The organism is Desulfotruncus arcticus DSM 17038 (assembly GCF_900113335.1).
Classification (GTDB): Bacteria; Bacillota; Desulfotomaculia; order Desulfotomaculales; family Desulfallaceae; genus Desulfotruncus; species Desulfotruncus arcticus.
Window position 1 is genome coordinate 26,535 of record NZ_FOOX01000012.1, and the last position, 26,789, is coordinate 53,323.

Here is a 26,789-nt window from a genome sequence, read left to right on the forward strand (position 1 = left end):
GACGTTACGTCAGTTGCAATAGGTTTTAATTATTTTACCTTACTGGTAAACATTGATACATACTAGGCATACAGAATGTGTCACGAGAATTGAACGTAGCTGAAACCCTGATAAATCAAGGTTTTTGCGGATTTGGATAGAGTATTGGTGGGCGATAACCCTTGATGAGATAAAAAAGATGACATAACCTGTAAATGAAGAAGAGACAAGCTCATATGCCGTATGGTTGATAAACAAAATTACTTGGAGGAAGATAATGTCATTAATAATACTTCCGTTACGTAATAGAAATACAGTTGAATTTTTGGGTATTTGGGAACAGATACATAATCCTGATTTTAATTATGGCGAATTCGCCATAATCAAAAGTCAAGCAGGTTTGAACAGCTATAAAATCAGCGTTAAGGAATGGGTTGCAAGAACAAATGCAATTGGTCTAAAAGCAACGGCTGGACGCTATGGTGGAACATACGCTTACAAAGATATTGCATTTGAATTCGGAATGTGGATTAGTCCTGAATTTAAAATCTATTTAATCAAAGAGTTTGAGCGGCTTAAGGCCGAGGAACAGAGGCAGTTAGGCTGGGACATCAAGCGCAATCTGGCAAAAATAAATTATCGCATCCATACAGATGCCATTAAAGAGAATCTGATTCCACCACAACTTACTCCACAGCAGGTCAATCAGATATATGCCAGTGAAGCAGATGTGCTTAATGTTGCTTTATTTGGTATGACTGCAAAACAATGGCGTGACGCTAATCCTGAATTAAAAGGTAATATCCGCGATTATGCTAATGTCTCGCAACTTGTTTGTCTATCAAATATGGAGAACTTGAATGCTGTATTTATTGGAGAGGGTATATCGCAAAACGAACGCCTTAAAAAACTTAATGCCATTGCTATAAGCCAAATGAAACTGCTGACAGAGGATCATAGAGTAATGTCTCTTGAAGAAAATCCCAGAAAACAAAACATAAACGGCTGACTACCAAATAAGAGCGACCAAAAGCAACTCTCCGAAATTTCCGACCTCCGATGACCCCGTAATATGCATAAATTACAATAGTGAGCGTGAATATGATTTCAAGGGTGGATGGGGCAAGAAAAACGGAAATAGGGAGAGAAGATTGGGGATAGCGAATTTGAGAAGGGAATAGGTACATATCCCACTATAAATGATGAAGTCCACTTAGTAACCGAAAAAGACTTGTTTGATATATATGGGCGAAATAATGAAGAGAAGATTGAAATTGGCAAACATTCATCTTCCAAAAACCTAAGCGTTTATGTAGATATACATAAACTGATTCTCCGACATTGCGCTATTCTGGGTTCGACAGGAAGTGGTAAATCTAACACCACCGTAAGCATTCTTAAAGCTATATTAAATGATTATGCCGGGTCAAGAATTATATTGGTTGACCCTCATGGCGAGTACAGTTCCGCATTTCCAGACGCCAAAGTATTCAAAATCAATGATGCTAGTAATCCTCTATATATTCCATTCTGGCTAATGAATTTTGATGAATTGGCTTTTTTTCTTGTAGGAGCTAAACCTACTGACGATCAGAAAATTGAATACAGGATGTTCCGAGAGCTTATTAGCACTTATAAGAAAGAGAATTTTAAACTAAAAGCCGGCGATGTGAATCCTAATTTCATTACAGCCGATTCACCTATTCCATTTAATGCACGAAAAGTGTGGCATGAAATGAATTGGTGGCTAAATGCAACTTTTGACAAGTCCAATAAAGACGATCAAACAAAAGATGTTGCTAAAGAAACTGATAAAGGAGATTATGAAAATTTAGTCCCTGCGAAATTTGAGCCTTATACTATGGGAACGCAGGCACCATATAAATCAAAGCATCAAGAATATTATGCATACGAAAAAAAGATTTTAGCGCGACTAAAAGATTCAAGATATGATTTTCTTTTTGATCCTGGTGAATATAAAGATGAGAAAACATCGAAAGACTTGCATAACTTACTGAATGATTGGATAGGAAGCGAAAAAAAGCTGGCAATACTTGATTTAAGTGGAGTGCCATTTGAAGTGCTAGATATTACTATTGGCCTTATAACACGTTTTGTTTATGATAGTATGTTCTGGGGCAGAAACGAACCATACACAGGTAAAAATAGGCCTCTTTTACTTGCTTTTGAAGAAGCTCATACATACTTAAATAAAGATGACAATAACAGTTACTCAAAAAGTTCTGTTGAGAAAATATTTAAGGAAGGAAGAAAGTTTGGTGTTGGAGCTTTAATAATTTCACAGAGACCTTCTGAAATATCAGAAACAATTTTAGCTCGGATAGGAACATTAGTTGCGCTAAGATTAACAAATTCCGGCGATCAATCCATTGTTAAATCATCAGCCCCCGATAATTTAAATAGCTTAATAAACTTACTCCCTTCACTTAGGATAGGTGAAGCAGTAATCGTTGGCGAATCAATAAAAATACCGTCAAGGGTAAGAATAAAGCTAAACTCACCTAGACCAACAAGCGATGACCCTAAGTTAGTTGAATGCTGGTGTAAAAAGCATGACGTTAACGATGAAAATTATAAGACTGTTGTAACTAAAATAAGAGAACAAAAATTTTGATATGAGGGGAGATAGGTATGGAGAGGGAATATATTGAGTCTAGTATGATAAGAAGCATAGGTTTTGACCCTAACACATCCACATTAGAAATAGAATTTAATAGTGGTGCTGTCTGGCAATATTTTGATTTTCCTGAATCGAGTTGGTATGAGTTTAGAAATTCAGAGTCAAAAGGTAAATATTTTAATAGAGAAATAAGAAATCATTACCGCGAATCCCGAGTTGGTTAACTATAGGTGGGAATTTGCTGGCAATTAATCAATAGCAATTTTTCGAGATTGGAGTATACCAATGGTCAAGAAACCGGTCAAAGAAACGATTCATGCAAAGGGCATGGATATTACTATCTATACAGAAGATTTTCAAAATGAGTATATTTCACTTACAGATATCGCACGATATAAAAGTGATGAGCCAAAAGATGTCATTAAAAATTGGATGAGAAGTAAGGATACAATCGAATTTTTAGGACTTTGGGAGCAATTACATAATGAAAAATTTAAAGGGGTCGAATTCGACTCCTTTAGGAGACAAGCAGGTTCAAATGCTTTTACACTGTCGCCGCAGAAATGGATAGATAATACGAGTGCAATCGGAATAGTCTCCAGATCGGGACGTTCGGGCGGGACTTTTGCTCATTCTGATATTGCTTTTGAATTTGCTTCCTGGATATCGGCAGAGTTTAAGCTCTACATAATTAAAGACTATAAAAGGCTGAAAAACGACGAAGCAGCAGACTTTCCTTGGGTTGGAATCTTAATCGCGAGATCTCAAAACTGAACTACAGAATTCATACAGATGCTATTAAGGAAAACTTGATTCCACCAGAATTAACTCCGTATCAAATTTCCATAACCTATGCCAGTGAAGCGGACGTGCTGAATATCGCTCTGTTTGGGATCACCGCCAAACAATGGCGTGAAGAAAATTCCGATAAAAACGGAAATATCAGAGATTATGCCACCTTAAATCAACTGCTGGTTTTAGCCATTGCACTAAACCGCTGGCGCGGTGGTTCCTGTAATGTTTTTAAAGCTGTTTAATTGAACTGATGCTGTAAAGAGTATTCTTGGCGGTTATCGATTGGAAAAAACAGATAACTGCAGGCCTCATGCGGAGATCCTTATGATTTTGCGAGAGAAACTAATAATGTGAGGTGAAAGAGAAGACATGCTGAAGCCGAGTGAAGTTAAAAAAGCAGCAAAGGCTATAGAGGCTGACAATATCAGATTCCGTTCCTTCCTGAAGATTCATGCCGATGAAGAGGAACTGGATAAGCAATTTCTGGCATTACATAATGAATTGTTTGCTTATTATGACTGCAGAAAATGCAGAAACTGCTGCAAAATGTATAAAGGAACATTTCAGGAAGATGAACTGGAAAAAGCGGCGGGATACATGAATATAACAACTGACCAGTTTAAAGATATCTTTCTGGAATTCGACGAAAGAGAATATAGCTATGAAACCAGGCATAGGCCATGTGATTTTTTGGATGAAGATGGAGAATGTAAACTGGGCGATATGAAACCTGAAAGCTGTAAAACTTATCCGTATACAAATCAGCCGGAAAGGTTATGGAGCCTTTACAGTATGTTAAATGTGGTTGAAGTATGCCCAGTAGCTTTTGAGATATTTGAAAGATTAAAGGAAATTTATAGATTTAAAAGTAGACAGCGATATTGATTTGAAGGGAGAACAAGATGAAAAACATAATAAGAGGCAGTAAAGATGAAATCACACCGGTTTATCTTCATTTGGAACTGAAAGATGAGTATCTGACGGAAGATCAGGAAAGAATGCTTAAAAAATATGGGGAATCTTCAACGGGAGAGACTATATGCAGGGATATTCTTATACCATCCGATATGCCGCTTCATAACCTGCACTATGCGATACAAAAACTTTATGGCTGGCAAAATTCACACTTGCGCTGTTTTCGTCTGCCGGAAGAAGTGTATCAAAAACTGACCAGAGGCACCGTAAAAGGCTGGGTGGATTTAGTTGGAAGTTTATTTCAGCCGCCGTCCGAATCGGAGGAAGATATTTTCTGGGATGATGATTATGAAAAAGGCAGTATAAACGCGTGGCTTAAGAAGAAATATACCGGGCCGTATTTTTATGGCGGGGAGTTGGAGCATCCCGAAATTGCAAAAAGAGATGTGCAGCAGCTCATGGATAATTTTAAGATGCTTGATGTCAAAGAGCCATTTAAAGATTACATAGCCCGGACTAAAAAGGGCGAGGCCAAGGAACCTGCTAAAACTTTGCGCAAAGCTCCTTTGATTGAGCTGACTCTTGAAGAAATGAATTCATCTATTATCATTGAAGGTGGAACGGAAGATTTGTTGGAACGGCTGGAAGTCAGTAAGGTTCTGGCAGGCAAAGATGAAGTGCTTGATGAAAAAACGCTTTTTCCCGTAGCAAGGGAACTTATTTATAAGTATGATTTTGGGGATAATTGGACGATTACCATAACTAAGGAAAATGATTGCAAAGATCTGCTGGAAAGCGGGTTTGTTTCACATGAAGAGATTGCCTATGCAAATCAAATTGTGCTGAATGAGCACAGGCCGGTTTGCATCCATAAAGACGGAGTATTTTTGCTTGATGATGTGGGCGGATTAAGTGGCTTTGCTGATTTTTTAGGGACTGTTTATGAAAGTGAAGACAAAAATGAAAGGGATGAGCTTCGTGCATGGGCAAAGAGCCTTGGATGGAGTGAAAAAAAGATTGCGAATAAAAGGATATTGTAGTGTGATTGAAATACAGGGGGTAAGATGGATCAGAAAGAATTTGTTCGGAAATCAGATGAAATACTGAACTGTATGAGCATTGAGGAATTAAGAAGATGTCTGCATAATATTGCAAGAAAAACGCCTGAAAACAAGAGAGCGTCATTTCTACAGCTACTTGAAGATTGCCATGATCAAGATGATCGAGAAGATAGTAAATACGAGGATAAATTTCAGTATAAAAGATTAATACCTGATGGGAAAGTAAAAGAAAAGCTAAATGATATAAAGAGAATTTTTACTAAAATAGAAAATGGCGAATTGTGTTTGTCGGCCCAAGGATATGAAGATTATTCTAATGGATATTGGTCGAGTGAATGGATATGGGAATATGAGGACAATGAAGGTATTGGCAGGATAATCGAGGATGCAGTTTTATTTGCGCATGACTGTATGAATGATTGCAGATATGAAGAAACAGTAACTATTTTTAAATTGGTTATGGATACCCAAATATTCGTTGAAGATGAAGATGGTGGAGATTCTTTTGAATTAAGCCTTGAAGAAATGGTCGATGAAAAACTGGTTGGAGTAAACTTAAAGGTACTTGCACTAGACGTACTGTATTCAAACTATCAATTACAAACGGCTGCTCAACGTGCAAGTGTTTTGTATTCATATTTTACATACCCTTATTTTAAGGAGATTCATATTGAAGACATTTTCTCGATAGGTAGAGAAGAGTTAAGAGGTACGGACATATTTTTGCAATTGTGGATTGATTTTCTTATGCAACAGAGCGGTGAGGTTTCGGCACGTTTATTAAAGGAAGGTTCATTATATTATAAAGGAACGGAGGGTTTGCTGGAAATGGCGAGAAAAGGCTATAAAGAGCATCCATCCGTTTACTTGGCTGCGTTGTTGGAATACGAAAAGACTCATAATTATGAGAAAATGAAAGAGATTGGAAAAGAGGCACTTGATAGAATAGAAAGTGATTTGAAAATACGCGGTGAAATTGCTTTGAAAACAGCTCAGGCGTCCAGTTGTTTAAATGATAGTGAATTCATGAAGGAATGTTGGTATGAAGCTTTTTACTCCAATTCAACCATACCTAATTATTTAAGACTTTTTACAGACGGGGAAGTGATAAGGGAATATAAAGATTTTGCAGAAAAAAGAATAGAAATTGCGTGTATCTGATAATCACTATAATCAGCACATATCTGAAATAGCTAAAAATAATATTACCGATATAGAATATAAATATCTATACTTTTTCTCGGGACATTTTGATATGATTAAAAGCTGGTGTATGGAACAGAAAAGTCCATTGGGCTGGAGCGGTAATTTTATCGGTTATGGTGTAGATTTATTACTGTTGTATTTATACGCGGATAATAATCTGAGAAAAGCCAGTAAAAAGATAGCAGTCCAGGTTTCAAACAGGATGGGGTTTAATGAGAACAATAACCTTGTATTCATGAAAGAAAATTCTGTATTTGAAACTGAAGTGAGTACGCAAAAAGGTGAAGAAATATTTTGGAGTATCTTTTGTTTATGGAAAGTAAATTATGCAATAACTGTGGATGATATGAATTCATATGTTAAGTGGCTGGAATCCGTAATTGATAAAAGAATAGATGGAATTGTAGGTGGAAAATACAGAGATAAATATAATGATGTTGCTTTATTGGCAGCTGCATTGGGGGAAGTAAAAGAGTCATTAGGTGTGAAAATGGCAAAAAGTATTGTTATAAACAGGTATTTAGAAAGATACCCACGGCACTCAGCCTTTCGAGGAGCATTGAAGGAATACATTGATTAAAGATTTTATTAAAAATGCCTCAGTAACAACAATTTTTGTCAGAAGTATATCCTCCCACCCAGGCCCCACCAGGTTTATGCGGCATCTTTTTTGTATCCTCAAGGCATGTGGAATCCATAATCCTGTTGCAACGAAAAAACAGTTAAATGATAGGATAAAATAATAGTAATACACTAAAATTGAGGACATGGGAGTGAAAACTTTCACGTCCTTTTTTAATGGAAAAATATATGGGATTGCCCATTTTACATAGATATCAGAGAATTACTTTATGAAAAAGATCATAGTTATACCACCAAAACCACCAGAATAAAGTCTGACCAAACAATACGGGGAGCAAAAAAGCGTTGCTAACCTGAATATTCATGTGAAAAAAGGCCGTATCTATGGCCTGCATGAGCAAGAGAGCCATTGCCAGGACCGAGGATGTCAGCAAAACTGTTGTCGGTGAAGCCATTGCGCAGGGGCTGAGAAATATGGAGAAGTTTTTGAAAAAATATCTTTAAGCCCACTTACTTTTGCCCCAAAAATGAAAAGGAAACGGCGGCTTTTTTGCCGCCGCTTCCACTATAGCTCATATTCTGTTATGGATGGGCAATCCAATTATTACGGTCAGGCCATGTGGATAGGCGTTTGAAAAAATGATTTTTCCCTGATGTACTTTGGTAATTTGCTTGACCAGCTTTAAACCCATGCCATGTGCCGCTTCGCCCTTTTCATTCTGTGTGCTCGGAGATATTTCGGCCTGATTCAGTTTCTTTAATAACGGCTCGGAAACGCCGCTTCCCGTATCTTCAACTTTAATCATGCAGGTGTTTTCATCGGCTCCAACGGTGATGGAGATATTGCAGCCGTCAGGGTTATGGCTGACACTGTTCTGAATCAGGTTTTCGAGCATCCTGACAAGCAGTGCGTTATCCCCCTCAATGATGATTTTCTCGGCTGCGGCATCGGCACGCAGCTCCAGCGCAAACCGTTTCTTCAGACCGTTGTTGATAAAGTCGCTCATGACCTGCCGCGCCAGCTCCACCGGACTGATAAGTGTTTTTGTCGCGGGCTGCATGGAGTATTCCAGTTTGGAGGCGAGGTTTAGGTCCGCGACAAGCCTGCGGAGCTTCTCTGCCTGCCTGCGGATCATGCCCGCCTGCGTCTGCGTTTCACTTGGTAAAGTGTTATCGTCCTCGATTTCACCGGCATACCCGAGAATGATGGACAATGGAGTTCGGATGTCATGTGATATCCCGTTGATCCATTCCGAACGGGCAAGGTCTTTCTTTTGCAGTTGCTCTCCGGCACGGTTCAGCTCCGTGTTAATTTCCGCCAGTTCTCCCCGTTTCGGAAGAACCACTAATTTGCCCTGCGCCATCGTGCCGATGCCGGTGAGAATTGGCTTTACGGCCTTTTCCACCTTATGTGTGTTGCGCCAGAACAGAATGAGCATTAGCAGGATATTTGCGGCAAAAAGTATGGCTGGCCCGACAATCTCCGCCACAACCGCTTCGGCGCTTGTCGAATAAGCATATTTGACGATGCTGTCCTTTGGATAACCAATGACAAACAAACCCGCCGGATGTTCCCACACGTAGACGGGATAGTCCTGCAAATACCACCGGCTGAATTGCGCGATCTGCGTCACGGTATAACTGCGCGGCAAATCATCGGGCATACGCTCGTCCCAAATGACTGTCCCGCTGTCATTCAGCAGCATGGCCCAGGCGTTGTTTTTTGCTAAAGTATCGCTGAACTCCTGCGTGGCGGTAATTTTCCCGTCTGTAGCTGTGACCATGCCAGCCAGCTTACGAATCGGCAGGCGTGAATCTTCGGAGTTGTTTGCGGCAGTAATGACGATCACGCAGCCTAGCACGACGTTGACCACCAGAAAAAGCAAAAGGATACCCATGGTGGAGAGAAAATACTTGCGAAAGAAGCGCTGTACGGCAGTCATCCTTTGGCCTTCTTCACAATGAGTTTATAGCCAAGCCCCTTCACTGTGACGAGGGACACCGGCACGGACGGATTCTCTTCGATCTTCTCGCGCAGATGTCGGATATGTGTCATCAGAGTGGTTTCATAACCCTGCCAAATCTCGCCGCAGGCGGTTTGGCACAGGGAGCCTATCGTTACCACTCGACCAGCATTCTCCGAGAGCTTTAGAAAAATGGCATATTCTTTTGCTGTTAAAGCAGTTGCCGTTTCGCCACGGCGCACCTCTGCTTTGTCCAAATCCACGGAGGAAGCGGCCAGCTCAACGATGCGGTTTTCGTCCGGATAAGCGCGTTTCAAGATCGCCTGAACACGCAATAACAGCTCCTTGGGCAGGAAGGGCTTGACCAGATAATCGTCGGCTCCCAGCTCAAAGCCGGTAAACTTGTCCTCGGCTTCACCTTTGGCCGTTAGCATCAAAACGGGTATTTTGCTGACTTCCCGTATTTCCTTCAGAAGCTCAAAACCGTCAATGCCCGGCATCATCACGTCCAAAATTACCATCGCGGGCATTTTCTGATCAAGCAGTTGGAGGGCGGCCTCGCCGGAGGAAGCGGTCATGATTTGTGTAAATCCGGCATGTTCAAAAATTGACCTTATCATGGTCAGTAAATCCATTTCGTCATCCACAACAAGGATCGGCTTGTCCTTCACGCGGAACACCTCTTAATGTAAAACGCCCGCAACAGCGAATGCTTCAATTTTTACTATACAGTAATTTTAAATCAAAAGCTGAACCTTGTATATTGTGCCGGTTTCAATCTCAAGGAAAACTCAAGGATGCCTCCAGCCTGGCTCAAGGACGCGAAGGTATAATCAGTCCGAAAGCTCAAAAGGAGGCTCTATATACATGAGTGATTTTATCATCGAAACACGAAATCTGACCAAACAATACGGTGAACAAAAAAGTGTAGCCGATCTGAATATCCATGTACGGCAGGGCAGAATTTATGGCCTGCTTGGACGCAACGGGGCCGGAAAGACCACCACCATGAAAATGCTTTTGAACCTCACACGCCCGACGTCCGGTGAAATAAAGGTTTTCGGAGAGAATATTCGGACCCATGAAAAACAGATTCTGCCCCGTGTCGGGAGTCTGATCGAGTCGCCGGGGTTTTACCCCAACCTCACGGGAACGGAAAACCTCAGAGTCTTTGCGGAACTGCGCGGCGTAAAAAAGAAAAACGCCATTCGTGACGCGCTGGAGTTGGTCAGCCTGCCGTACCGGGATAAAAAGCTTTACTCGCAATATTCCCTCGGCATGAAACAACGCCTTGCTATTGCGCTGGCGGTTATGCACGACCCGGAACTGCTGATTCTGGATGAACCCATCAACGGTCTTGACCCTATCGGAATTGCAGAGGTCCGCAGTTTTATCCGCGAGCTTTGCGATGCAAAAGGAAAAACCATTCTGATCTCCAGCCACATCCTTTCCGAAATCGCGCTGCTGGCCGACGACATTGGCATCATTGATCACGGCGTTCTGCTGGAGGAAGAAAGCCTGAAGGAACTGGAGCGGAAGAACAGCAAATACGTCCGCTTTGTCGTTTCGGACACCGAGCAGGCGTCCCAGCTTTTGCTGCGGAGTTTCAAAACACAGAATTTCAACGTGGAGAACAGCCATAATCTGCTGCTGTTTGATACGTCGCTGCCGATTGCCGCAATCAACCGCTGCTTCATCGAAAACGGCATTGAGGTTACGGAAGCCCACATCCGTGAAAATACGCTGGAGGATTACTTCAAAAAGGTTACCGGGGGTGTGGGGATTGCTTAAACCGATCAGATGCGAGTTATGGAAGGTGAAGCGCAGAAAATTTGTTTCGCTTACTTTATTGTTTGCGTTTTTGTTTCCGATTCCTTTGACTTATATGATGACCACGCCGTCGATGGCCTCGCGCAGCGATACACCCGCCGAGGCGTTTGACAGCGTTTTCAACTTCGTGCTTGGATACGGAGTTCAGTTTCTTTTGCCCGCGATCCTTGGCGTTCTTGCGGCAATCCTTTTCTTCATGGAACGGGACAGCGATACCTTCAAAAGTCTAAGGACGATCCCGGTCACAAGCCGACAGATGATTTTTGCGAAGATGGTGGTGCTGTTTTTGTACGGCATCCTTTTCAGCATAGCGTCCCTGGGCGCGACGCTCCTTTGTTCCGCTTTTCTGCCGCAAGTTTTTGAAATCACCGGGTTATGGTACAAGCTGGTCATGTCCGTTGAGATGGGGGTATTCATTACGGCGGGCACATTGCCGCTGATTATCCTGATCGTTTTTTTCAGCAAAACCTATGTGTTTTCCGTCCTGTTGTGCATTTTTTACAGTGTACTGAATTTGAGCGCAACCTCCCTTTTCGAGGTACTTCCGAAAGCGGTCACGTGGATACTGCCGGGTACGCTTACGACATTCTGGAGCGCCGGAAATATGGTGGCGCATGGGATAGACCTGAATGTCAAAGCAATGACTGATCTTGGCCTGATTCCTTCCACCCTGCAAACCGTGGCTATCTTGGCGGTCATGGGAAGCGTATCCATTGCCTTGATCATCAGAATGTATGAAAGGAGGAACCGGGAATGACAATCTGGTGGGTTGCAAAAACCGAATATTGGAAACTAAGACGCTATTCCATCTTATGGGCGGGAGTGGCTCTGATGCTGCTCTCTGTGCTGCTCACATTGTTTACGTCCACCGCGAATGACGGCATGGTATGGACATTTTCTATTTTGATCGAACAGGTGATCAAAAACAACATGACCACGATTTTTCCCATGTGCATCACACTAATTGCGGGGTATATCATTGCGCGTGAACAGAAAGACGACACTCTGAAAAACATACTGACGGTTCCGCTGACTTTCAAGCGGCTGCTTGTCGGGAAGCTGCTGGTCTGCGTACTGATATCGCTGTTTCTCGGACTCGTATGTACGGCCTTTACCATTCTTGCGGGATTGCTTACGGGTTTTCCCGGTTTCTCAGCAGGAGCGGCGGCACAGGGCCTTGTGCAGACCACATTGCTGAATCTTTTCCTGTTTATCGCAGTGCTGCCCATCATCATTTTGACGAGCAGTCCCGCAAGCGGTTTTCTGGCCGGGGTCATTGTAGCCTTTGTCTATGGCTACGGCGGTATGTTTGCCGCCGGCAACATGAAGCTGGCTAACATCTATCCCATCACGGCAAGTCTTGGAATGATCAATTACCGGAGCTATGAAGTACATTGGAATACCTTGTTGTGCTGTCTGAGCATGGCGGTCATGCTGGCAATTTCCGCAGTTATGATCTTGTCGATGCGTGATAACGTCGAGCCAAAGAAACCCGTAAAAAGCAAAGCGAAAGCCCCACTGAAAAAGGGGTGGTAGTTCAGAATAGGAGCTATGACAATGAAAACGACTAAAACCATTATGAAATTCCTTGCGATAGCGGTTGCTTCTTGTTTAATGCTCGGCGCAGCGGGCTGTTCTTTGCTGGACAATGTTGAAAAGGACAAGGTGCTGGATGCTTATAACGACGTGATTCAATTCGCCGGTAAAGCCACGCTCACCAGTAAGGAATTATGCAAAAAGCTCAAAAAACATTTATACCAGATGCTTAATGACCATCCGAATCTGAAGAAAGCCTGGTTGTGTTTTGATCACGACATCCTTGCATAGGAACCTCCGCCACCGGAACAGGAACAAAGTGCAGCTCTAAAAATTGCATAGGGCGGAATCTATTTTGAGCTTTTAATTGCTTCGTTTGTCGGAGGCGCTATAATAAAATTATAAGCAAATCAAATTACAGGCTTTAAGTTCCGAAAAGTATAAAGCAAATGTAGTGAAAATGGGAATACCGGAAAGCAGCAGCATGGGTATTTCTACTGGCGAAGTTCGGAAACTGGCCAAGAGAATTGGAAAGTCAAATGTGCTTGGCTATGAATTATGGAATACGGGATATCATGAAGCTAAACTTTTAGCCGTTTTAGTGTTTAATAGAAAGACATTTACATTACAAGAAATCGAACAGTTAATGAATGATGTTTTTTCATGGGATTTGTGCGACCATTTATGCAAGAATCTCATCATCAAACTGAAAGGATATGAGAAACTAATTGGCAAGTGGTGTACTTCTGATAAAACATATTTCAAGCGGGCAGCATTTACCCTGATTGCTTCAGCTGCAATACATGAAAAGGCTATATCGAATGATGCCATTGATGATTATTTGAGGCTTATTCAGGAGTATTCCTGTGATGAACGGGAACATGTTAAAAAGGCCGTATCCTGGGCATTACGAGAAATAGGTAAAAAGGATTTTAATTATCAGGAAAAAGCTATAATATTAGCACATGAATTGAAAGAAAGTGGCAATAAGGCACAAGTTTGGATTGCTAATGACGCATTAAAGGAACTTGAAAAGTTAGTTCAAGTTGAGGGGCGAGGACGTTTAATCACCACTGATTCCCAAATGGGAAGGAAAAGGAAACTTTCAGTTTTAAATAGCAAATGCTGAATTGTCGAAATAATTATAACAGAATGTAGGTATTAATTTTAGTGGTGAACAGTAAAAGTGTGAAAAAAATAAAGCCAGAAAAGAGATTTTTTCAGAAATATATCCTACCGCCAAGGGGCTACCAGCTTCTAAGGGCATCTTTTTTGTATCCTCAAGGCATTGAGACAGTTTTTCACTTATACAGTATCGAGAGTTTTAAGTATAAGGGAACAGAATATGATGTAAAGAAATTATATAAAGTTATGATTAGGAAGATGCTAATGGTTTATTTAAATGTTTTTACATTTCCAAATGTGGATATGGAATTTGGCTTTTTTATGAATGTAAAAAGAACGTGCTATGACTCGTTTTATCCATTTAAGGTATTATCACGACATGGTTTTGAAAGAATTGATTTTGAGCCGGTTACGATTTTATATGGCGGAAATGGTTCGGGAAAATCAACGGCATTAAATGTGATAGCAGAAAAAATAGAAATCAATCGAGATTCTATTTATAATAAATCCAATTTTTATCCTGATTATGTCAATATGTGTGAGGTACGGCTTAAGGCAGACATTCCTAATAATAGCAGAATTATTACCAGTGATGATGTGTTTGACTGTATGTTGAATATCCGCAATCTCAATGAAGGAATTGACAAAAAACGGGAAAAACTTTTTGAAGAATATTTGGATGCGAAATATTCTCATTTCCAAATGAAGTCGATAGCAGACTACGAGCAACTTAAAAAAGTAAATGTTGCTAGAAGTAAAACGCAGTCCCGCTTTGTGAGGAATCAATTGCTGGCTAATGTGCGGGAATATTCGAATGGGGAAAGTGCATTCCGGTATTTTACTGAAAAAATTGGTGAAAATGGAATTTATATATTGGATGAGCCTGAAAACAGTCTTTCCCCAAAACATCAGATGGAATTAATGAAATTTATTCAAGACTCTGCACGGTTTTTTGGATGCCAATTTATTATATCAACACATTCACCGTTTCTGCTTTCCATGCGTGGAGCAAAAATATATGATCTTGATGCAAGCCCGGTTGATGTGAAAAGATGGACAGAATTGGAAAATGTGCGTACATATTATGAATTTTTTAAAAGATATGAAAACGAGTTTTGAACGAAGGTAAGTTGCTTCAGGGCCCCGTTAACACTAAACTTTTCAATGCAGGAAAAACAGAGCAGCAGATCGAAGGCATGGATTAGATGAGTATACGCGGAGAGTAGGGTTTTCATATGAGGCTCGATCGGATGATGGCCATAATTGTAACCCTGATCAGGCGCACACGGGTGCAGGCCAAAGAACTGGCGGATATGTTCGACGTTTCGGTAAGAACAATCTACAGGGACATTGAAGCCATCAACCAGGCCGGTATACCCATCATCACCTACCAGGGCGCCAACGGGGGTATCAGCATTGCTGAGGGGTACAGGCTGGATAAAAGTGTATTGACCAACAATGAGCTTGCCGCCATAGTAACCGCCCTGAAAAGCGTTTCTACTTCTTATGCCGGTTTTAACAACCAAATCCTGCTGGAAAAACTGAAAAGCACGGTTCCGCCCGCGCACCTGGAGTCTTTCAATCTTATGACGCAGCAGGTTTTGATAGATTTATCCCCCTGGGGAAACGACAGCGGACTGAAGGAAAAGAATACCCTGTTAAAACAGGCCATCGACGCATTAAAAACTGTTTCTTTCGAGTACTGCAATGCCAAAGGGGAGTTAAGCAGCCGGGAGGTGGAGCCTCACACGCTGGTATTGAAGGGTCAAAAATGGTATCTTTATGCCTATTGCAGGATCAGAGATTCTTTCAGGTTGTTTAAGCTTTCCAGGATGAAAAATGTGCAGGTTAATGATGCGGGTTTCAGCCGGCGGGAAACCAATTTGGAGGAACTGCCCTGGGATAAAGAGTGGCACAGATCTCAAAACGTGGTGCATATAGTACTTGGCATAAACCCGGAAGTTAGAATTTTAGCCGAAGAATGGTTTGGGGTTGAAAATGTCCTCCCGGATGGAAACGGGAGATTCACGGTTGCACTGTCTTTCCCGGAAGACGACTGGCTTTACGGATTCATACTAAGTTTTGGCAGTCACGTGGAAGTCCTGGAACCGGAACATTTAAGGGATAAGATAAGAAATACCGCCAGAGAAATTTTAGCTATTTATGATGATTAATAAAGTAACATGACATACTGGTGTCAGGTTTATCTTTGTATAATGTAAGAAAAACGCAGGGGTGATTGGTTATGTTTGAAAAAGTATGTCAAAGTTGTGGCATGCCGCTTACCGACGATAAGCTTCTCGGTACAGAAAAAGGCGGCGCTGCGAGCAAGGAGTATTGCGTTTACTGTTATGAGGACGGCCGGTTTCTACAGCCCGACCTGACGATGGAGGCGATGATTGAAATTTGCGTACCTCATATGAAGGAGGGCGGGATGAAGGAAGAAGAGGCCAGGGCTTTACTGAATTCTCACCTTCCCAAATTAAAGCGGTGGTCAGCCAGGTAATAATAACCAGGCATTAAGGTGAGGTGATGGTCATGGAAATCAAGCATGTAAGTAACGCATTTCAAACCTTTTTAACTGAGGCTCCCGCTCATGCGCAGGCCTGGATGGAAGCGGTGAAAAAGCTGGATGCCGCCGGTGCCCTTGATGATAAAACCGGGGAAATAGCTTATATCGCGGTGCTGGCCGCCGTTGGGCTGGATAGCGGCATCCCCTTTCACGTGAAGCACGCCAGGGAACTGGGAGCTACCCGGGAAGAAATCATCAGCGCCGTCCTGCTTGGGCTGCCCGCGGTGGGCAACCTGGTTGTGCAGGCGCTGTCTGTTGCGTTAAAAGCTTATGACGAATAAGTTTATTATATGTGACCTTATATTATATTAGGGTATTGAGTTGACCGGTACCTCCTGTTAAAAATATGGACAGGAGGTATTTTTATAATCTTGAAGAAAGGAGTTGGTTAGTGTATTTAAAACCAGCTCATCTTCTTGAGTTTATATCAGATGTAAAAAGTCTTTCATTTCAGAGGTGTCTGCAATGACCATTATCCACGTTGATATGGATGCTTTTTTCGCCTCCGTGGAACAAAGGGATAACCCGCAATTGCGGGGCAGGCCCGTGGCCGTGGGCGGCAGGCCGGATCGGAGGGGTGTGGTCGCGGCCGCCTCGTACGAGGCGCGCCGGTTCGGCGTTAGATCGGCCATGGCGATGGCCACCGCCGTCAAACTCTGCCCCGGGCTGGTTGTTGTGCCAGCCAACCATAAAAGGTACAAGGAAGTATCCGATGCGGTGATGGAGATTTTCCGTTCCTATACGCCGGTGGTGGAGCCCCTTTCACTGGATGAAGCCTTCCTGGATGTAACGGGAAGCGAGAAGCTGTTCGGTCCGCCGGAGGCTATCGGGACGGAAATCCAAAGGCGCATCAAAGAAGATCTGCAGTTATCCGCCTCGGTGGGCATCGGGCCCAACAAGTTCATCGCCAAACTGGCCTCTGATTACCAAAAACCCGGTGGCTTTACGGTCGTCCCGTCGGAAAAGGTGATGGACTTCCTGACGCCGCTGCCGGTGGAAAAGATGTGGGGTACCGGCGGGAAAACAGCGGAAAAGTTAAAACACATCGGTGTTATGACTATTGGTCAGCTGCGGGAGCTGTCCCCTGGTTTTTTAGAGGAAACTTTTGGCAAGTACGGCAGAGCGCTGTACGATTTTGCCCGGGGCGAGGATGCCAGACCGGTGGAGCCGTACCGCGAAGCCAAGTCAGTTGGCAAGGAGATTACTTTCCCCGAGGACGTTTGGGACCTGGAGGAACTGCGGCAGACACTGCGTGTGCTGGCTGAAAAGGTCGGGCGCAGTTTGCGCCGGCAAAACATCAAATGCGGCTCGGTTACTCTGAAAATCAAATACTCCGACCGCCAACTGGTCACCCGGACCGAAAGGCTGCCGGAACTCACGAACCTGACCGGTACCATTTATGAAACAGCCGGCCGTTTATTGAATAAACACTGCAAACCGCCGGTCAGGCTTATCGGTATAACATGTGCCAGGCTGACCGGAGAACGGTTAATTACTTTATTTCAGGATGAAAAACAGGTCAAGGAGGAAAAAATCACGGCGGCCCTGGACAAGCTGAAGGACCGTTACGGCGAAGAAGTCGTCAAAGTGGCAAGTTTGCTTAAAAAACGCGGAGAGTAGGGGGTACTTTATAGTGGTGTAGAGCCACCAGATAAGTACTCCTTTTAATTATGAGCGCTTTTATCTTTCGGTCCGTCGGCGATACCTATCAGTTCAAAAATAAATCGTACAGGGAGAGCAGCAGGGGATTTGCCGCTCTCCTTATTTATTCCGGGAACCGATTAAAGCGTATTTTCCTTACAGGGAAAAGTGAATTATGGGTATTGACATGCGAATAACAATGAGGGAAAATAACAATAAATAAGTTACACATTGTATAGAAATACAAAATGTATAACAGTACAATTTGTTTCTTTATGGCATTCATCAATACAATAAGGAGGTACAACAAGGAGGTGCGGCAATGGAACCAGGCGACACGCCCGGTGAAAGCAGAATAGAAAGGAAAAAAAAGGAAACGCGGCAGAAGATCGTTAAAGTGGCTGTGGATTTATTTGAGCGCCAGGGGTTTAACAACACAACCATGGAACAGATCGCACTGGAGACCGATATCGCCAGGAAAACCCTGTATAATCATTTTCCGGTTAAAGAAGCCATTGTTGACGAATATGTAAGAGATCTTTCCAAAGGATTGGCCAAAGAGACCATTGAAACTTTGCATCGCCTGCCTGATACAAGGTCGCGCTTGCTGACCGCCCTTGACAAAGCATATGAGTGGGTTGAAATGAACCCGGAGCTGGTTGGAATATGTTTGGGCTACCGCTTTAAAAACATGTGTCACGGGGCGGGGGACAACGGTGGTGAAACAGGCACCCAAAGTATGATGGCTGAAATTATCCGGCAGGGCCGGGAGGAGGGCGAGATCAGGCGGGATGTATCAGTCAAGCTGCTGGTAACGCAATTAGATGTCCTGCGCGGCACTGTAGTTCTGGGGTGGTTGAGTGATTCATCACAATACGATCTTCGCCAGGAGATAGCCAAACTGGTAGATCTATTTCTGTATGGAGCTATAGACAGGGAAGGGCATCAAGGGTAAAGGCACCGCGTGGGAATCGATTATGGGCACCGTTTTGTTTAGCAGAGGGGGGAGAGCAGTGGCAAAAACCACATTAAATTACTTTTTAAGCTGGGAAGAAGCTTTTCAGTCCGGTGTGCAGCAAGCCGGCGGCAAGGGGTGGAACCTGGGACGCCTGGCGAGGTACGGTTTTAACATTCCCATGGGAGGAGTTCTCACTACCCGGGCTTATAACGAGTTCATCAGGCACAACGGGCTGCAGGATATGATTCTAAACATTTCCCAAGCAGTAACTGCCGGTAATATAGAGGAAACCCGCCACCAGGAGAGGTTGGCTCAATTAAGGGAAAAAATCAAAGAAGGCTCCTTGCCACAGCCTGTCGTGAATGAATTAACATCTACGCTGGGCAGCCTGGGCATCGTTGATAGACCGTTGGCCGTAAGATCGTCCGCCTCGGCTGAAGATTCGGCCCAAGCATCCTTTGCCGGTATCCATGCGTCATTTCTGAATATTCGCGGTCTGGACAATATTCTGGCGGCGGTGCAAGGGTGTTATGCCTCCCTGTGGACGCATGCGGCCGTGGCATACCGCAGAAAACTGAATATCAGCGATGATGAGGTGGTGCCCGCGGTGGTAGTGATGGAGATGGTGGAGGCCCGGGCCGCGGGGGTGGGGTTTACCTGCGATCCCCAGACAGGCAGCCGGGATATTTTGGTAATCAATGCCAATTTTGGTCTGGGAGAATCGGTGGTAAACGGTGCCGTGGAGCCTGATACATACCGCTTGGATGCCGGGGTGTGGACTGCAGTGCCCCGGATTCTTTCACGAAAAAACGGGCGGAAGGAAGGGGTTACCCGAACCAAAGAGGACGGGGGAACTCAATTTGTGCAAACTGCGGAATTTTCCTCCCGGCAGGTGCTGCCGGACGGGGAAATTGAAAAGCTGGGCTTGCTCCTATTAAGGGTTTTCGAGGCCTTGGGGGACTGTGTGCAGCACCAGGATGTGGAATGGGTTTTTAACGGCCGGGATTTTGTTTTGGTCCAGGCCAGGCCGGTAACAGCCTTGCCCCGCAGCACTTTTGCCGCCATAAAGAACCAGCCGGATATCTGGTCCAACGGTAATTATAGGGACGCCGTGCCAATGGTCCCGTCACCTCTCAACCGCCGTTTTATGATCAACACTATAGACGCCATCCAAAAATTTTCTTTTACGGAAACCGGTTACCGGCTGCCGGAGGGGTTACATTTTTCCAGGTTTTTCAACGGCCGGCTTTATTGTAACCTATCGGCCCTGCAATGGGCTATGTTTGACTCCGCGGGTGGATTGCCCCGTTATGTCAATATGTTTTGGGGAGGCCACCAGCCGGAGATTGAGTTGAAGGACCCCAAACCTTTTAAAGGACTTAGCGGCTTGAAAAGGTTGTGGCACGGCATTAAAAGCGTTTCCTTAACCAACAAGGCCGCGAAAAACGCCCCCCAAACCCATGCCCGGGTCTCCCGCTCCGTTGAAGCCCTAACTCGCCAGGGGTTCAGGCATTTGCCGGACGGGGATTTTATTCATCTGTATGATGAATTGGGCCGGATTATCCGGGAATTTGCCAGGGAATTTTCGTTTTTAAGCGCAGCGGGCTCCTTGCCGGTAGTATCATTATTACGAATGCTTGAGCGGTATTTCCCGGACAGAGCCCTTACGGTAGTAAATGCCTTAATGGTGGGAGGTGAGGCGGGGATAACCAGCGCGGATCACGGCTACAGACTGGTGGAGCTGGCCGGGATCGCCCGCCGGGACAATGACGCCGTAAAATTTTTTGCCGGCGAGGCTTTTGATCCGCTTGCCTGGGAGGAGCAGTTACCCGAACACTCACCGTTTAAGCGGGCCTTCCATGAGTTTATCAAAGCATACGGACACCGGGCCGTTTATGAGCTGGATATCATCAACCCTAGGTGGCGGGAGGACCCTTCTTACCTTCTGGATATTATTCGCAGCACCATCAACACGGCCGACCTTGATCAATTTAAGGCGGCGCAAAAAGAAAAATTTGCCCGGGCCTGGCATGAAATCCAAGATCAAGTGCCCTCCGGCAAGCATGCCTCAATCAGGAAATTGGTCGGAAAGGCTCAGGCCGGAGCGGCAATACGGGAAGAAACCAAATCAGTACTGGCCATGATTATTGAGGTCTACCGGATGATTGCCCGGGAGTTGGGTTCCCGTTTTTGCGAACGGACCATCATTAAAGAACAGACTGATATTTACTTCTGCACCTGGCCGGAGCTGATTGCGGTGTTGACCGGCGCCTGGGACGGTGCCGGGCTTCAGACACTGATAGCTGAGAGAAAAGTCGCGCGGAAAGAAATGGAGTCAATTACACCACCGGATGTAATTTTAGGTGAGACCCCCAAGTTTTCGGAACCTGTTACCCGGACCTCCGGCAATTGCCTGGCTGGGGTGCCGGTTGCCACCGGAAAAGCCTCCGGCATGGCGCGGTTGATCAATCATCCGGGTGAAGGAAGCAGGCTGCAGCCGGGCGATGTTATGGTGGCGCCATCCACCGATCCGGGCTGGACCCCGCTGTTTTTAAAAGCCGGCGCGCTGGTCATGGAAACCGGAGGCTTCTTGTCCCACGGGGCCATTGTAGCCCGGGAATACGGGATTCCCGCCGTGGTGAATATACCGGGTGTCATGAGAGCCATAAAAGAGGGTGGCAAAGTAGTTGTCGACGGGGATGAGGGAAAGGTGTTTCTTCAATAATAGCAATAAAATAGCAATAACAGTGCCGCGCCAGCGGCATGATGGTCTACCCAAAAAACTATTAAAAAAGTTTGGTGAATGGTCATGTTTGAAATTATTGGTAAAATTGCCGAATCCAAAATCCGGGAAGCTATACAAAAAGGAGAATTAAAAAATTTACCCGGCGCCGGTAAGCCGCTCAATATTGACAACATGCTTTTTGTACCACAGGAAGACCGGTTAGCCTATACTGTAATGAAAAATTCGGGACTGGTCCCCAGCGAAGTTGCATTAAAAAAAGAAATGGACTCTCTGCAGAAATCCATAGATGAATGCCGGGATGTGATAAAGGAAAAGGCGCTCGAAAAAAAATTAAGAGAAACCGGCATTAGGTATAAAATTATCATAGAAAAAAGGGCAAGAAGATGAACCGCTAAATCGTTAAACAATAACCTATTACCTCCACCGGAGACGGTTTCCCAATTGTTTCAGCAACCAGCCGGCTAACCGGAGCCGTGCCGCGGCGCGTACCGGAGGCAGCAATAATAAAAGCCCGGCCGCATCGGTCAATAATCCGGGGGTGATCAGCAGCAATCCGGCGGAAAACACCAATAGGCCGTCGAGCAACGCTTCCCCGGGCGGGCGTCCGGCGCTGACCTCCGTACGTATCCGGTGCCAGACTTGAAAACCCTGGGTACGTACCAGAGCAATGCCCAGCAGCCCCAGGGCCAGCAATATAAACACTGTCGGCAAGAAACCCAGGTACTGGCCGATCCGGATTAAGATAATTAATTCCAGAAAAGGAACTAAAACAAATAGCAAAAATAAACGAGATAACAAATAATCAACAAACCCCTCGCATATTATTCCTGGTCATATTGTAACCGGAGTCATATCAGCCTAAACGAAGAAGCATATATTACCACACACAAAAAAGAGGAAGCAAGAGAACCGTCCCCTTGCTTCCCTCTTTCCTGGCTCCACACCTTATTATGAATGGAAAGGGGATAACCATGAAGGAATTCAAGGATAAGGTTGCCGTTATTACCGGTGCGGCCAGCGGCATCGGCCAAGGATTAGCTGAGCGCTGCGCCCGGGAAGGCATGAAAGTTGTTCTGGGCGATATTGAGGAAACGGCATTATTTCAAGCCCAAAAGGAGTTACAAGCTTCAGGCGCCAAGGTACTGGCTGTTCGTACGGATGTTTCCAAAGCAAGTGACGTTGAAGCGCTGGCCCAAAAGACGTTGGACACCTTTGGAGCAGCCCATTTGTTATTTAACAATGCCGGGATTGCTGCTGGCAGCACAATTTGGGAAAGCACTCTTGCCGATTGGGAATGGATAATTGGCGTAAATCTATGGGGGGTTATACATGGACTACGCACTTTTGTTCCCATTATGCTGGCCCAGGATACCGAGGGGCATATCGTCAACACAGCTTCTGTAGCGGGATTGACGACCGGCCATTCCCCTTACTCTGTCACGAAGCACGCAGTGGTAGCACTGTCGGAACAACTTTACCACTCGCTGGCTCATCTGAACGCCAAAGTCAAAGCCTCCGTCCTGTGTCCGGGATTTGTGAAAACGCGGATTATGGACTCAGAGCGCAATCGCCCTGTCGAACTACAAAATGAAACAGCAAGGCCCCTGACTCCGGAAGAAGAAGCCATAGTACAGTATGTGCGCCAAGGCGTGCAGGCAGGAATGTCTCCTCAGCAAGCTGCCGATCACGTCTTCCAAGCTATCAGAGAGGAACGCTTTTATATTTTTACGCATCCTGAGTATAATGCTGCGGTGCAAATGCGAATGGAAGATATTCTACAAGGACGCAATCCGAGTAATCCCTTTCAATCTTAAAAGAATTTCAGATGGTACGTAAAATCAAATTAAGAGGGCTTCAAGTTGAAAAGATAATGCTTGAAGTCCTTTTTTACATTCCGCACCGCACTGGGAGTTGTTAAATGTTTGTGCGCAAAAGAATATTAAAATTGCGCATAACATACTGCGCAGGCATATGCGGTTGCAAGCGCTATCCTGGCTGCATATTTAAACCAATCCAGATAATAAGGAGGCGAAAATCATGTCCGGCGAATGGCTTAAAAGCTTTATCAGGTCTTATCTCAATGCCAAAGCCGTCTATAAGCGTTGAACGAGATGCTTTTGGCATCTTTTTTTTAGCCGTTTAAGCGTTTTTGTACTGGTAGTATTGACTTAATGATGTTAATATGTTTACAATATTGTTAATATATTTACAGATTAACTTTCGGAGAGGGGGAATCTCTTATGTCAAAACTTGATAATCCGCTGGAAGTTTACAAGTTACTCCCAAAATCTAATTGCAGACAATGTCAAGTGCCCACATGTATGGCCTTTGCTGCAGCGGTAATCAAGGGGCAAAAACGTCTGGATGACTGTCCTCATTTGAAAAGTGATATAATTGAGCGATGTGATGTGCAAACCCACAAGCGAGAGACAATTGAACAGCAGCAAGAACAATTAATAGAACAGTTGAAAAAAGAAATTGCCAAAGTAGATTTTTCTTTATCTGCGGAAAGATTAGGGGCTTCGCTTGTCGGCGGGAAGTTGAAGATTAAGTGTCTTGGTAGGGACTTTATCGTTGATGCCAAGGGAAACGTTACATCAGATTGCCACGTCAATCCATGGATAACGTTACCACTGCTCAACTATGTTTTGTCAAGCGCGGGGAAAAATGTTTCAGGAACATGGGTGCCGTTTAGGGAATTGACCAATGGGATGACATGGAGGCCGCTTTATGAGCAAAGATGCGAAAAACCTTTGAAACAAATTGCCGATCAGCATACGGATCTTTTTCAAGACATTCTAGTAATATTTGGCGGAAAACCAGCGGATAATAATTCTTTTGCCTCTGATATTTCTCTTGTTTTGTATCCTCTACCAAAAATCCCAATGCTCATTTGTTATTGTAAACCGGAAGATGATCTCGAATCTACACTTAATGTTTTTTTTGACGCAACTGCGGAGGATAATCTTAACATTGAATCGATCTATTTACTTGGTGCCGGGCTTGTGGTGATGTTTCAAAAGATTACTTTCAGGCATGGCCATCAAGCACTAATTGCTCTGTAGTTATTGATTTAACCGGTACCTCCTGCTAAAAATATGGACAGGAGGTATTTTTACAGTCTTGAAGTCTTGAAGAAAGGGGTGGGGTAGTGTATTTAAATATTATATCGTTGGTACCTTCACATACGGAAATACTTTTTGCCCTGGGATTGGGGGAACAAGTTGCAGGGGTAACTGCAAACTGCGATTATCCGCCACAAGCGTTGCGGAAGATAAAGGTCGGCACCTTTGCCTGTCCGGATTCTGCCAGGATACTATCTTTGCATCCTGACCTGGTGATAGCCGGAGGCGGCATACATTCAAAATGCGTGACAGAACTGCGCCAGGCCGGGATAACAGTTCTTAATTTCATGCCTCAATCAGTTAATAACATATTTGAAATTATGAAAAAAATAATTGAATTTGCAGGAGCATACGAGGTTGGCGGTTCCACAGTTGCTATGCTTAAAGATAAATTATTATTAATTGAAGAAAAAGCAAAACAATCCGCCTGCCCCAAAGTTATTTTTGTTATGGGCAAACAGAGGCTGATGACTCCCGGCCCGGCTTCCTGCCAGTATGACGCATTGCGTATCGCCGGAGCGAGCATGATTTCCTTTGGCGAAGATGTCTCCTATGCCCCCATTACCTGGGATGATATTATTGATGAAGATCCGGATATAATTCTGGCTTGCGGTAGATCCGAAAATGAACCTCTACAAAAGAGATGCATGGGTTGTACGCTGGAAAACCGTCCCTGTATGCAAAACGTCGAAGATATACTACATCACCCTTTTTTGGAAAAAGTTACGGCTATAAAAACAAGGCGTGTTTATACTATTCCCTGCCACTATTTATGCCGAACCGGTCCGCGATTGTTTGATGGGATGATGAAGCTGGCACAGCTTTTTCAGGCTTAACACCTTGAAAATTATGTATACACGGAGGTAACAACAACATGAAAGCATTGGTTATATATTTCTCCCAGACTGGAAATACGCGCAGGATCGCTAAATGTATTCGCAATGGGATTATGGATGTAACTGGTCAATGCCCCTTGTCCCATAGCCAGGGAAATTTAGCACCGGCCACCTTGACTTTTAACTATTGGTATGCTTACAATAATGTTAATATATTTGCAGTTAAGTTTGGGGGTTAACAAGATTCAAGAAGAGGGAAACAGTAAAGACTCCTACCTTTCAAAACGCGCACTGCTTGAACTGACATCGTTCTATGATACTCTCGAAGACGTTTCTTCTATGCATTTTGGCCGTTATAGCCTTTCCTGGCCGAAGTTCAACGCCTTAATTCGCCTATACATGGCGGGTGAACGGGGTTTGACCCAGTCGGAATTGAGTAAAAAGATGCTGGTTTCCAGGGCTAACATCACCGGCCTGATAGAACGATTGGAAAAAGAGGACCTGGTGGTGCGCGGAACCGACCCCTCCGATAAAAGGGTGTTACGAGTCTCTCTCTCTAACAGGGCCGCTATACTTATGAACGCCTTCCTTCCGGTACACAACAATTTCATTAATAAAGTTATGTCCGCTCTTAACACGCATGAAAAAGAAGTATTCATTTCACTGTTGGAAAAGCTAAAAAAGGGATTGGATTCAGTATAATAACGTTATGTCACTGTAGTTCCCCAAGGTGTTAATTGCTGATTAAAACTTGTCTGATTTATTTTTTCCATTATTTTTTAGAATCAGAGTTTCTTTGATCATTTCCTTGATGTTTCATACACCTCACAAAACCATGGTGGCACTCCACCCTATATGGTTATTACCTTGTAATTCTCTTTGAGGTAATTTGTAAACATGGTACCCACGTATATAACTTCCACTCCTAGCTTTTCCAGATCACTGGAAACCCCGTACATGTCCGCGCACGCCTTGCACGCTATCAGCTTTACCCCGGCGTCCTTCATTTTAGATATCTGTTCCCGCAGCTCCGCATCTTCAGGTAGCAGTTTGGCGGAAGGGCCCCAGATAATTAGGGTGACGTTATCCCACCACCCTTTTAACCTGGAGTTTAAAGTATACATGAAAACCATTTTCAGTGCGACTTCCCTGTCAGCGCTCGTCCAAACCACTACCAGTTCATCCGTCCTGTAATTATCTACCATTTCTTTACCTCCTATCATATTAAAAGAGATCAGCTATTGTAATTATATTAATTAAATAAATATGTTCTGTCA

Annotated in this window: 30 protein-coding genes; 26 read left to right on the forward strand and 4 right to left on the reverse strand. The window is 44.1% G+C overall.

What is annotated here, in order from left to right; translation table 11 throughout:
- Positions 1–256: 256 nt before the first annotated feature.
- From BM056_RS15485 to BM056_RS15520, 9 genes are all read left to right on the forward strand, one after another.
- A complete protein-coding gene (locus BM056_RS15485) occupies positions 257–988 on the forward strand; it encodes a KilA-N domain-containing protein (protein ID WP_092472341.1) in 732 nt (243 codons plus the stop codon).
- Positions 989–1,210: 222 nt separating this feature from the next.
- Positions 1,211–2,614: an ATP-binding protein gene (locus BM056_RS15490; RefSeq protein WP_207648202.1), complete on the forward strand. Its 1,404-nt coding sequence runs from the start codon at positions 1,211–1,213 to the stop codon at positions 2,612–2,614.
- Positions 2,615–2,631: 17 nt separating this feature from the next.
- Positions 2,632–2,844 (forward strand): KTSC domain-containing protein, encoded by a 213-nt coding sequence (locus BM056_RS15495; protein ID WP_092472343.1) that lies wholly within the window; start codon positions 2,632–2,634, stop codon positions 2,842–2,844.
- Between the two features lie 61 nt (positions 2,845–2,905).
- Entirely contained in the window at positions 2,906–3,394 is a 489-nt protein-coding gene (locus BM056_RS15500; protein WP_435050970.1) for a KilA-N domain-containing protein, read from the forward strand.
- Positions 3,395–3,429: 35 nt separating this feature from the next.
- On the forward strand, positions 3,430–3,657 hold the full coding sequence (locus BM056_RS27770) for a hypothetical protein (protein ID WP_435050971.1): 228 nt from the start codon (positions 3,430–3,432) through the stop codon (positions 3,655–3,657).
- A gap of 127 nt (positions 3,658–3,784) precedes the next feature.
- Positions 3,785–4,300, forward strand: coding sequence for a YkgJ family cysteine cluster protein (locus BM056_RS15505; protein ID WP_092472344.1), 516 nt, complete (start codon positions 3,785–3,787; stop codon positions 4,298–4,300).
- Positions 4,301–4,317: 17 nt separating this feature from the next.
- Positions 4,318–5,370: an IS1096 element passenger TnpR family protein gene (locus BM056_RS15510; protein WP_092472345.1), complete on the forward strand. Its 1,053-nt coding sequence runs from the start codon at positions 4,318–4,320 to the stop codon at positions 5,368–5,370.
- A gap of 24 nt (positions 5,371–5,394) precedes the next feature.
- Complete coding sequence (locus tag BM056_RS15515; RefSeq protein WP_092472346.1) at positions 5,395–6,552, forward strand: hypothetical protein; 1,158 nt, start codon at positions 5,395–5,397, stop codon at positions 6,550–6,552.
- Positions 6,539–7,177, forward strand: a complete 639-nt coding sequence (locus BM056_RS15520; RefSeq protein WP_092472347.1) for a hypothetical protein — start codon at positions 6,539–6,541, stop codon at positions 7,175–7,177. Before BM056_RS15515 ends, BM056_RS15520 begins: the two co-directional genes overlap by 14 nt.
- A gap of 574 nt (positions 7,178–7,751) precedes the next feature.
- On the opposite strand, the gene BM056_RS15530 is transcribed toward BM056_RS15520, so the two are convergent.
- Both BM056_RS15530 and BM056_RS15535 read right to left on the reverse strand, forming a co-directional pair.
- The gene (locus BM056_RS15530; protein WP_092472348.1) at positions 7,752–9,122 is read right to left on the reverse strand and encodes a sensor histidine kinase; all 1,371 of its coding nucleotides are present in this window, start codon (positions 9,120–9,122) and stop codon (positions 7,752–7,754) included.
- On the reverse strand, positions 9,119–9,814 hold the full coding sequence (locus BM056_RS15535; RefSeq protein ID WP_092472349.1) for a response regulator transcription factor: 696 nt from the start codon (positions 9,812–9,814) through the stop codon (positions 9,119–9,121). The genes BM056_RS15530 and BM056_RS15535 overlap by 4 nt, the downstream gene beginning before the upstream one ends.
- Before the next feature lie 196 nt (positions 9,815–10,010).
- Between BM056_RS15535 and BM056_RS15540 the strand changes: the two genes are divergently transcribed.
- The 13 genes from BM056_RS15540 to BM056_RS15600 all read left to right on the forward strand — a co-directional run bounded on the left by BM056_RS15540 (position 10,011) and on the right by BM056_RS15600 (position 21,938).
- A complete protein-coding gene (locus BM056_RS15540) occupies positions 10,011–10,934 on the forward strand; it encodes an ABC transporter ATP-binding protein (protein WP_092472350.1) in 924 nt (307 codons plus the stop codon).
- Positions 10,918–11,730, forward strand: coding sequence for an ABC transporter permease (locus BM056_RS15545; RefSeq protein WP_435050972.1), 813 nt, complete (start codon positions 10,918–10,920; stop codon positions 11,728–11,730). The genes BM056_RS15540 and BM056_RS15545 overlap by 17 nt, the downstream gene beginning before the upstream one ends.
- Positions 11,727–12,509 (forward strand): ABC transporter permease, encoded by a 783-nt coding sequence (locus BM056_RS15550; protein ID WP_435050973.1) that lies wholly within the window; start codon positions 11,727–11,729, stop codon positions 12,507–12,509. The genes BM056_RS15545 and BM056_RS15550 overlap by 4 nt, the downstream gene beginning before the upstream one ends.
- A 21-nt stretch (positions 12,510–12,530) precedes the next feature.
- The gene (locus tag BM056_RS15555) at positions 12,531–12,800 is read left to right on the forward strand and encodes a hypothetical protein (RefSeq protein WP_092472352.1); all 270 of its coding nucleotides are present in this window, start codon (positions 12,531–12,533) and stop codon (positions 12,798–12,800) included.
- A gap of 118 nt (positions 12,801–12,918) precedes the next feature.
- Entirely contained in the window at positions 12,919–13,638 is a 720-nt protein-coding gene (locus tag BM056_RS15560; protein ID WP_092472353.1) for a DNA alkylation repair protein, read from the forward strand.
- A 260-nt stretch (positions 13,639–13,898) separates the two neighbouring features.
- A complete protein-coding gene (locus BM056_RS15565; protein ID WP_092472495.1) occupies positions 13,899–14,753 on the forward strand; it encodes an AAA family ATPase in 855 nt (284 codons plus the stop codon).
- Positions 14,754–14,884: 131 nt separating this feature from the next.
- Positions 14,885–15,808: a helix-turn-helix transcriptional regulator gene (locus BM056_RS15570; protein ID WP_238456487.1), complete on the forward strand. Its 924-nt coding sequence runs from the start codon at positions 14,885–14,887 to the stop codon at positions 15,806–15,808.
- A 71-nt stretch (positions 15,809–15,879) separates the two neighbouring features.
- Positions 15,880–16,140: a zinc ribbon domain-containing protein gene (locus tag BM056_RS15575; protein ID WP_092472355.1), complete on the forward strand. Its 261-nt coding sequence runs from the start codon at positions 15,880–15,882 to the stop codon at positions 16,138–16,140.
- Positions 16,141–16,172: 32 nt separating this feature from the next.
- Complete coding sequence (locus BM056_RS15580) at positions 16,173–16,487, forward strand: carboxymuconolactone decarboxylase family protein (protein WP_092472356.1); 315 nt, start codon at positions 16,173–16,175, stop codon at positions 16,485–16,487.
- 175 nt (positions 16,488–16,662) lie between these two features.
- Positions 16,663–17,826, forward strand: coding sequence for a DNA polymerase IV (gene dinB, locus BM056_RS15585; protein ID WP_337833515.1), 1,164 nt, complete (start codon positions 16,663–16,665; stop codon positions 17,824–17,826).
- A 343-nt stretch (positions 17,827–18,169) separates the two neighbouring features.
- A complete protein-coding gene (locus BM056_RS15590; RefSeq protein ID WP_092472358.1) occupies positions 18,170–18,802 on the forward strand; it encodes a TetR/AcrR family transcriptional regulator in 633 nt (210 codons plus the stop codon).
- Positions 18,803–18,860: 58 nt separating this feature from the next.
- Positions 18,861–21,530 carry a PEP/pyruvate-binding domain-containing protein gene (locus BM056_RS15595; RefSeq protein ID WP_238456488.1) on the forward strand — a complete coding sequence of 890 codons (2,670 nt, stop codon included), beginning with the start codon at positions 18,861–18,863 and terminating at the stop codon, positions 21,528–21,530.
- A gap of 84 nt (positions 21,531–21,614) precedes the next feature.
- Positions 21,615–21,938 carry a DnaJ family domain-containing protein gene (locus BM056_RS15600; RefSeq protein WP_092472360.1) on the forward strand — a complete coding sequence of 108 codons (324 nt, stop codon included), beginning with the start codon at positions 21,615–21,617 and terminating at the stop codon, positions 21,936–21,938.
- A 27-nt stretch (positions 21,939–21,965) separates the two neighbouring features.
- Here the strand turns inward: BM056_RS15600 and BM056_RS15605 are convergent, their stop codons facing one another.
- On the reverse strand, positions 21,966–22,331 hold the full coding sequence (locus tag BM056_RS15605) for an FxsA family protein (protein ID WP_165613559.1): 366 nt from the start codon (positions 22,329–22,331) through the stop codon (positions 21,966–21,968).
- A 170-nt stretch (positions 22,332–22,501) separates the two neighbouring features.
- On the opposite strand from BM056_RS15605, the gene BM056_RS15610 reads away from it, so the two are divergent.
- From BM056_RS15610 to BM056_RS15630, 4 genes are all read left to right on the forward strand, one after another.
- Positions 22,502–23,365: an SDR family NAD(P)-dependent oxidoreductase gene (locus BM056_RS15610; RefSeq protein WP_238456489.1), complete on the forward strand. Its 864-nt coding sequence runs from the start codon at positions 22,502–22,504 to the stop codon at positions 23,363–23,365.
- Between the two features lie 426 nt (positions 23,366–23,791).
- Positions 23,792–24,616 (forward strand): DUF3786 domain-containing protein, encoded by an 825-nt coding sequence (locus BM056_RS15615; protein WP_092472363.1) that lies wholly within the window; start codon positions 23,792–23,794, stop codon positions 24,614–24,616.
- Between the two features lie 86 nt (positions 24,617–24,702).
- Complete coding sequence (locus BM056_RS15620) at positions 24,703–25,512, forward strand: ABC transporter substrate-binding protein (protein ID WP_092472364.1); 810 nt, start codon at positions 24,703–24,705, stop codon at positions 25,510–25,512.
- Between the two features lie 228 nt (positions 25,513–25,740).
- The gene (locus BM056_RS15630) at positions 25,741–26,214 is read left to right on the forward strand and encodes a MarR family winged helix-turn-helix transcriptional regulator (protein ID WP_238456490.1); all 474 of its coding nucleotides are present in this window, start codon (positions 25,741–25,743) and stop codon (positions 26,212–26,214) included.
- A 149-nt stretch (positions 26,215–26,363) separates the two neighbouring features.
- Here BM056_RS15630 and BM056_RS15635 read toward each other — a convergent pair whose 3' ends face one another.
- A complete protein-coding gene (locus tag BM056_RS15635) occupies positions 26,364–26,717 on the reverse strand; it encodes a DsrE family protein (protein WP_092472366.1) in 354 nt (117 codons plus the stop codon).
- Between the last annotated feature and the right edge of the window lie 72 nt (positions 26,718–26,789).